This is a genomic window from Chryseobacterium contaminans (assembly GCF_001684955.1).
Classification (GTDB): domain Bacteria; phylum Bacteroidota; class Bacteroidia; order Flavobacteriales; family Weeksellaceae; genus Chryseobacterium; species Chryseobacterium contaminans.
Window position 1 is genome coordinate 1 of sequence record NZ_MAYF01000069.1, and the last position, 8,432, is coordinate 8,432.

The 8,432-nt window shown below is 36.2% G+C and carries 8 protein-coding genes and 1 tRNA gene; 7 read left to right on the forward strand and 2 right to left on the reverse strand.

Annotated features, from left to right (window positions below; translation table 11 throughout):
* On the forward strand, positions 1–221 hold a 221-nt coding region (locus BBH99_RS05835), incomplete at its 5' end, for an RsmE family RNA methyltransferase (RefSeq protein WP_123873026.1).
* A gap of 69 nt (positions 222–290) precedes the next feature.
* Here the strand turns inward: BBH99_RS05835 and BBH99_RS05840 are convergent.
* Positions 291–971, reverse strand: a complete 681-nt coding sequence (locus tag BBH99_RS05840) for a TrmH family RNA methyltransferase (protein ID WP_066693252.1) — start codon at positions 969–971, stop codon at positions 291–293.
* A 160-nt stretch (positions 972–1,131) separates the two neighbouring features.
* Here BBH99_RS05840 and BBH99_RS05845 point away from each other — a divergent pair, with 160 nt between their 5' ends.
* From BBH99_RS05845 to BBH99_RS05860, 4 genes are all read left to right on the forward strand, one after another.
* Positions 1,132–2,160 (forward strand): asparaginase, encoded by a 1,029-nt coding sequence (locus tag BBH99_RS05845; protein WP_066693254.1) that lies wholly within the window; start codon positions 1,132–1,134, stop codon positions 2,158–2,160.
* A 45-nt stretch (positions 2,161–2,205) separates the two neighbouring features.
* A tRNA-Ser gene (locus BBH99_RS05850) sits at positions 2,206–2,292 on the forward strand.
* Between the two features lie 531 nt (positions 2,293–2,823).
* Entirely contained in the window at positions 2,824–3,237 is a 414-nt protein-coding gene (locus BBH99_RS05855; protein ID WP_066693256.1) for a hypothetical protein, read from the forward strand.
* Positions 3,238–3,375: 138 nt separating this feature from the next.
* The gene (locus tag BBH99_RS05860) at positions 3,376–4,110 is read left to right on the forward strand and encodes a hypothetical protein (protein WP_066693257.1); all 735 of its coding nucleotides are present in this window, start codon (positions 3,376–3,378) and stop codon (positions 4,108–4,110) included.
* Between the two features lie 155 nt (positions 4,111–4,265).
* On the opposite strand, the gene BBH99_RS05865 is transcribed toward BBH99_RS05860, so the two are convergent.
* Positions 4,266–6,737, reverse strand: coding sequence for a TonB-dependent receptor domain-containing protein (locus tag BBH99_RS05865; protein ID WP_066693259.1), 2,472 nt, complete (start codon positions 6,735–6,737; stop codon positions 4,266–4,268).
* 346 nt (positions 6,738–7,083) lie between these two features.
* Here BBH99_RS05865 and BBH99_RS05870 point away from each other — a divergent pair, with 346 nt between their 5' ends.
* Both BBH99_RS05870 and BBH99_RS05875 read left to right on the forward strand, forming a co-directional pair.
* Positions 7,084–7,626, forward strand: coding sequence for a helix-turn-helix domain-containing protein (locus BBH99_RS05870; RefSeq protein WP_066693262.1), 543 nt, complete (start codon positions 7,084–7,086; stop codon positions 7,624–7,626).
* Between the two features lie 87 nt (positions 7,627–7,713).
* A partial coding sequence (locus tag BBH99_RS05875; protein WP_066693265.1) for a hypothetical protein occupies positions 7,714–8,432 on the forward strand: 719 nt, incomplete at its 3' end.

An 8,432-nucleotide genomic window follows, 5' to 3' on the forward strand; every position in this document is an offset into this window, starting at 1 on the left:
TGGCACACTGCCATGAAAATTTAGAAAGAATGGAGCTTAAAAGTATCCCTGTCATGGAAGAGATTACTTTTTTAATTGGCCCTGAAGGAGACTTTTCTGAAAAAGAAATTGCATTTCTGGCTGAGCATAAGATCAAAGCCGTTTCATTAGGAAACCAAAGGTTAAGAACAGAAACAGCAGGGGTATTTGTGGCAGCATGGAATTACTACAATATGATATAGTGAATGGATTTTTAATTCATCTAAAAAATAAAGGAGGCTTTTCAGCCTCCTTTTTATATTCTTATTTTATTACTTCCAGTTAATATTATTTTCTTTCAGATATTTCTCAAAGATCTGCTGTCCGCTTCTTATGGAGTTTACCGTCCAAAGGATTTTCATTCTTAACAGTTTTTCCTCATCCAGTTTATAGTCAATACCAGATTTTATAAGCTTTTGTTTTAATTCATACATACAGATTGATGCCGCTACAGAAACATTGAAGCTTCTTGTAAAACCATACATAGGGATGGCCAGTGTTTCATCTGCAAAATCCAGAATCTCCTGGGAAACGCCTTCCATTTCTGTACCGAATACCAACGCGATAGGTTCTGTAATTTCGTATTCAGGAAGCATTTTAGCATTATTTTCCAATGAAACCACTACAATTTTATAGCCTCTGTCTTTGATTTCCTGAAAAGACTCCATATTTCGGGGAAGCTTTTCAACCTCTACCCAGGTATCCGCTCCTTTGGTTACCCTAAGATTGGGTTCAAAACTATATTCTTCCTGCAAAGCCACTACTTTATGAAAACCACAGGCCTCTACAGAACGTACAATGGCTGCTGCATTCCTGAACTGATAAATATCTTCTACTACCGGAAGCACAAAATCTGAACTTTCCTTAGAGAAGTATTCTATTTTTGATAATCTTTCGTCTGTTAAAAACTGTTTTAAATATTCATAAGTTTGTGCTAATTCTTTCATCTGCATCTAGTTATTTTTTTCAATAGCCTTATGTAACCCTTAGAATTTTTCTTATCCTGATAAAATTTTATGCTAAGTGTTCCATTCATTTTCAAATCTTTGCAAATTAACGTAATTTTGGGCTATGATCCTTAACCGGGATTCAATTCTTAATTAAAAATAATACATGAAGCGAAAAGTCCTACTCATCTATACCGGCGGAACCATCGGTATGGAAAAAGATTATGAAACCGGAAGTCTGCGTGCCTTTGATTTTGGTAATATCTTCGAAAAGATGCCTGAAATGAAGCTTATGGAATGTGAAGTTTTCGTACATCCTTTTGCCAAACCACTGGACTCTTCGGACATGGGGCCTGAAGAATGGAAAGTGATTGCCAACTATATTCATGAGAACTACAATGATTATGACGGATTCCTGATTCTTCACGGAACAGATACCATGTCTTATACTGCTTCAGCATTAAGCTTCATGTTAAAAGGATTAAGAAAGCCTGTGATTATGACAGGTTCACAGCTTCCTATCGGTGACCTGAGAACCGATGCTAAGGAAAATCTTCTCACCAGTCTGTATTATGCCAGTCTGTATGAAAATGATGAAGCAGTTATCCAGGAAGTAGCCATTTATTTTGAGTATAAATTATTAAGAGGAAACAGAACACTGAAATATTCGGCTGAATATTTTGATGCCTATGCAAGTCCAAACTACCCTATTCTTGGGCAATCCGGTGTTCATTTAAATATTATCAAAGACAATCTTTTCCGTTGTAATCCGGAAGTGGAATTTCATGTTGACGAACATATTTCTGAAGACGTTCTGTTCTGGAGAATTTTTCCGGGAATGCATCTGAGTCACTTCAGAGAGATTCCTAAAATGAAGGTGCTGATTCTTCAGGTTTTCGGTTCGGGAACTATTTTCAGCAGTGAAAAAACCCAGGAAACGCTTCAGGAGATCAGAAATAACGGAACAGAGATCGTGGTAGTAAGCCAGTGTATTTCCGGAGGTATTTCGTTTGGTAAATATGAGAACAGTAATATTTTCTCAAGAATCGGAGCAATCAGCGGAAGGGATATGACTGCTGAGACTGCTATCACGAAAGCAATGCACCTGATTGATAATCCCAATTACTCCGGAAGTTTTGCGGATAACTTTACCCAAAGCCTTTGCGGGGAAATTACTACTGAAAAAATGCATTAAAAATTTGGTATTTAAATAAAATAGTCTATTTTTGCAATCTCAAAAAGAAAGGTGTCCGAGTGGTTGAAGGAGCTACCCTGGAAAGGTAGTATACGGGTAACTGTATCGAGGGTTCGAATCCCTTCCTTTCTGCAAAGAAAAGTCTTAAGTTTTATGCTTAAGACTTTTTTGCTTTTATATATACTCTTAATAAGATGGGAAAACAACTTAATAATCCCCTGTTGTTGTATAAAATGGTCTCGCAGATTTAGCAAATTAAGCAGATTTTTGATCACATACATCTGGGAAAATTCTTCTCCATTAATAATTTAAATGCCAGGTTCGCAAAAAATAACATTAAACTGTATATTTTTTGTTCGCAAGGGCATTGCATTCAGCAAAGGGAGATAATAATCACTAGAAAAAATCACTCATTGCTCAGTGAAACGCCTTTGCGACCTTAAAAATCATATAACCTCATGATAAAACTTTGCGGGTATTGCGTTAATAAAAAGATTTAGTGGTCTGTTATACTAAAACTGATGACAGCCTCTTATACTTCCTAAAAAGCGATTCATCTAAGTATTTCTACTCAACTGTATAATTGGTTGTTTACACTCTACAACATCTGTTTGATTCTTTGTTACTTTGGTTTATATAACAATCACAAAAACCAATTTTATTATGACATCAACAAGCGTAAATGCAAACTCATCCGGACAGTTGCAACTGGGCGGTGGAGCACAGTTCTGGGTATATCTTTCCCCTCAAAATGATACAGCTAAAATGATTACCAAATGGCGGGTAACATTTTCACAAGGAAATTGGAGCGATTCCATTTCAAGTGATAATCCTACAAAACAAATCCAAACACCTAATCTTTCAGGGATTTTCGAAATTAAAGTTGAATTATTAAGTGGCTCAACCGGCACATGGAGACAGATTCCGCCACAAGCAGGAAGCCACAATGAAATAGGCTGTAATTCCAATTGTGCATCCATGGTTGGAATTGTTGCAGACAGTACTAATCCACCCATAGGTGCTATTAATGCTCATTTCTGGACCACTTGGGATGCTATGTGCAGAACGGAAGCATAAGACAGGCTAATTGCAAGAACAATCATTATAATCAAGTGAACTGCGGTATTTTTTCATATCGCAGTTTTGATTTTTAAACAACCTTAACTGATGAATGCTTTTCCTTACATTTGCAATATTCATATAATTCAATCAAAAATGTATACAAAACGGACAGCGTTTTCTTTGCTGTTATTTTTTACTGTTTTCTTCTTTCCACAACTTACAAAAGCCAGTGCCTATTGGATGGAAATCCATGGATCAGGAAAAATAAAAGAACAGGTGAAAATCCAGGTATGCTATGGCTTTATTGATGAGCTTAGTGAGCGGCACCGAACTACAGGTCCTGAATTTCAGAGGATCAAAGATTTTAATTTCTTTCTCTACACTGCCAAGGGTGAAAAAGTAAAAATTGAATTACAGCGTAAAGAAGATCATTGGGAAGGAACCTTTATCCCGCATCAGGAAGGAACTTATAGGATTTTAGGAATGAATGACCAGCAGCCTGTTTTGGTACGTTCACAAAATCCGCAGGATAATGTAAGGCCTATTGATTTTATGTGCGGAGCTTATCAGGTAGGAATCCCATCCAATAATAATCCCCCTCTTCCACTGATGGATATACGACTTTTTGAAAAAAACGGAATCTATACTATTTTTCCTTACCGTAATATGAAACCCGCAGAGAAAGGAACTTTGCTTAGGATTTTTAACCCCGAAAACTGGGAAAAGAACATACCGGTAAATGAGAACAATAAAGCATTCTTTAAACCTACGATGTCCGGACTTTATGTAATCAGACAGGATTGGCAGGATAATACCCCCGGAATATTTCAGGGAACACCTTACGCAAAAATAAGATACCGTAATAACTATTGCCTTTGGATTAATTAGAAGATGGAAGGAAAATGGAGGATGAAAGTTATCTTAGCCATCAGATTAAATAGACATTTATTATTGAAATAAAGAATTCAGAAAGTGACTGTAAAATAAAAGTCCCGGATCTATAAATCCGAGACTCTTTATTATCAATTATTTAAGATTCCCTATTAGAATTTCAGGGAAACACTTCCTAAGAAACGGGCTGGTGCCTGGGGTGTTAAACGTACAGACCAGGCTTTTTCATTGGTAATATTATCAAATTTCAAACCTACTCTATATTTGGGCTGATCGTAGAAAACCCCAAGGTCAAACATTGTATAGGATGGAATAATCACTTTAGCTGTTTGTGTGTTGGTCTGGTAGGAAGATGATCCCATATTTCCACCACCACCTATTCCAAGGCCTTTCAATTTACCTTGTGGAACTCTGTAACTGATCCAGAAATTGAACATATTCGCAGGACCTGATAATGCAGGTCTTAATCCGTTAACGGAAGGATTGGCATTGGTAAACTTACTGTCATTATAAGCATATCCGGCAACAATATTTAACCCTTCAAAAGGATTGGCTGTTAATTCTGCTTCAAACCCTTTGCTCAATTGAGTTCCATCCTGAATAGAATAGTTGATGTCGTCCGGGTTGGTTCTTAAAATATTATCAACACGAATATTATAGTAACTCAATGTTCCTACAAGTTTATGATTGAAAATATCACCTTTCACCCCAAATTCCAATTGATTGGCATATTCCGGTTTGAAGGAATTTCCGTTAATATCTACTCCACTTACGTTATTGAAACCATTCATATAGTTTCCAAACAGGGAAACCCTGTTCTTCAATATTTCGTAAACAAGGCCTAATTTGGGAGAAAGTGCTGTTTGTGAATAAGGTCCAGCCTGTGCTCCGCTATTGCTTAAACCACCTTTTATCTGGCCTGTGGTAATATCATACACTCCTTTAAACTGGAACCGGTCTACCCTTAAACTGGCCATTACCATTAACTGATCTGTTACATTGAATACATTGGAAACATAAGCAGCATACGTATTATCACTGTTATTTTCTTTTCTCATCGCAGAAGTTGCGGTAAGTGCATCAATGGTATTACGGTTCACTCTAAAATCAGCAGATGGATGAACAAAGTTAAACACTTTAGTATTCGTATGATAACGGTCAAAATGATTGGAGTTGTTATAATAATCCAATCCTACAACCATTCTGTTTCGGAAACGTCCGATATGAAAATCTCCGATAAAGTTCTGTTGAATATTGGTAGCAATAAATGAGGTAGTTCCCACCATTACCTGCGCACTTGCCGTAGAATCTGTTTTCCCGTTGATCGCGGAAATATATCCATTAATGGTTGATCTTGCACGGGATATAACTGTTTGGGAAGTCCAGTTTTCTGATACTTTATAATTAAGTTGGGCAAAGATATTCATCATTTGGGTTTCGTAGGCAAGATCGTCACCCAGGAAATTTTTATAGTAAGGGAAGTTCATATCTGCAATAGACTGAGTTTTGTTACTTCCGATATAAGGATTGAAACGTACTACTGAAGTTCCTTTGGCCTGATTAAATTCTACATCCAAAAGAAGCGACATACGGTCATTGATCTGATAGGAAAAACTTGGTGCAATGGCCAGTGAATTGGTAAAACCTAAATCCTGAAAGCTTTTCTCAAAGGTTCCTGCTGCATTGAGACGGAAAAGTGCTGTTCTGTCTTTATTAACCGGGGTATTCACATCTACAGTTAATCTGTTATAATCCCAGCTTCCACCTACATACCCTACTTCACCGCCAAATTTATTATAGGGCTTTTTTGTGACACGGTTGTAAACGCCACCATAGCTGCTTGCTACATTTTTACCGAATAAAGTTGCCGAAGGTCCTTTTATTGCTTCAATACGCTCCAGATTAACAGGATCAATTACTGAAAAGGCCGCTCCCGCTACTCCGTTTCTTGCATTAGGCTCCGTTTCAAATCCTCTTGAACGGAATGTCACCCTTCCCTGATTGGCTATCATGGGAACTCCGGCTCCCGGTACATTTTTAGAAATACTTCCAAGGTCTACCGCCACCTGTTCCTGGAAAAGCTCCTTGGTTACGGTATTGTACACTTGAGGATTCTCCAGATTCTTTAAAGGAAGCCTTGCCACAAATCCGCTTTCTTTCTTAGAAAACCTGTTGACATTTTTCATAATCACCACTTCCTGGATGGCCTGGATATTTTCTTTGGTAAGCTGATAATCCAATGTTGTGCTTTCTCCTGCCTTTACTTCAACAGGAATCCGTATTTCTTTAGATCCTAAAATTTGTAGTTTTATAGTATAAGAACCTGCATTTATATTGGTAAAACGGTAATTGCCATCATCATCTGTCAAAGTTTGACGATCTGCCTCTAATAATGAGACTGATATTGCTCTTAAAGGCTGGCCATCCACCATATTGACTTTTCCGGTTATTCCACCTTGCAGTTCCTGTGCAGAGAGTTGGGTTATGTTTATCATGGAAAAGAAAAAAATGAAAAATGGTCTAACCCATTGTGTTATTTTATCTGTCAGAGCATCTTTCTTTTCTGTTTCATGGACATAACTTATCAACTTCACCGGAAGTTCACATTCGCTTGATCGTATCATTTTTCAGCCTTATTTAAAATAATTATAAATAAAGTGCAAAATAAAGGATAAACAAACTCTCACGCAATATTAATTTGAATTATTCTAAATAAAGAACAAAAATCATATTTATCGAGGTAAACATCATTGTCAATTTCTCCATTTTATATTTATTATTTATCTCTCCAATCCGTTATACAAAAAGAATTAGATATGTTTGAAAACAAGAATTTGGAGTTTTCCACATTTTACTAACAAGTTATCCACAATTTAATACTATGATAAAATTGCACATTATTTTCACCATATATTTTTATTTAAGGATCTATCTTTTTTAAATTAGCGTCACAGTTATAAAGATCAGACCATGGAAAATCAGGTTAAAATTTTGAGGGAGAAAATGAATATGACTCAAAATGAACTTGCTGAGAGGTCCGGGCTTTCTCTTCGGACCGTCCAAAGAGTTGAAGCAGGAAATATTCTTAAAGGTTTTACCTTAAAAGCGCTTGCCCAGGCTTTGAATACTCAGCCGGAAGATCTTATTATTTCCTCAAAAGAAGAGATTAACGTTCAACAGGCCAAAAAAATTAATCTATCTGCTTTGGCCGGGCTTATTATTCCATATGGCGGCATTATTTTCCCTGCTGTTTTAACTTACCAAACAAAGGATTTGAAAAACAGAGAACTGGGGAAAAGTATTCTTTGTATCCAGATTATTGTATCTGTTGTTTTTTCTGTATTAATGATTATCTCTCCGTTTATTCAAAAGCTATTTACTTTCAAATTTCCGCTTTTCATGATTCCATTAGTTCTCTTTTTATGTTTAAAATTATTCATTGTCATCAAAAATGGAATCAGTCTTAACAAAACACAGGATCTAGTTATAAAACTGAAAACCAATTTCTTATAAACAACGGCAGTAAAATGTCGTAAAACTGTCGTCCTGTTTTTGTGCTAAAAAAGCAATCGATTCCCGAATCTTGCACAAAAAATCAGCATGAAGATAATCAAGAAAATAACCCTTACTGTTTTAGCGCTTATTATCATTACAGGATTAGGCAGTTACATTTATTTTGACCGGAAATTTACTCCAGAAAAGAATTATTTAACAGTAGATCATGAAAGTGGAGCTGTTCCTATCCAATGGAACGGAAAAGATAAAAATGCTCTGCTCGTCCCCATCCACTTTTCTAAAGATACAACCACCTATTATCTTCAATTTGATACAGGCGCAGTTTATACGGAGTTTTATGGTAAAGCAATAGAAAATTTAAAAGAGATTTCTATCAAAAATGATTGGGCAGCTGCCTCATTTTATATTGGCAGAACAAAAATAACCTCTAGGCAAATTAAAATATCCAATACAGGAAGTTTTCCAGGGAAAAATAATCCGGTTAAAATTATCGGTACTCTGGGTGCTGATATTCTTGAAAATAGAAAAACACTGATTAATTTCAAGGATGATTATATTGCTTTCAATTTATCCAAAGAGCCTGATGAATTCCAGAATAATCTTATTGATTTTGAATTTAAAAAGAGAAAGATCATTATTCACGGAAACCTAAACGGGAAGGATGAAAAATTCCTGTATGACTCCGGTACCAGTGCTTATGAGCTACTCACCAACAAAGAAAACTGGGAAATTTTAAGGATACCCCAATCAAAAGTTATAATAGAAAAAGCTCAGTCAAGGCCCAATATTCTAACAACATATAC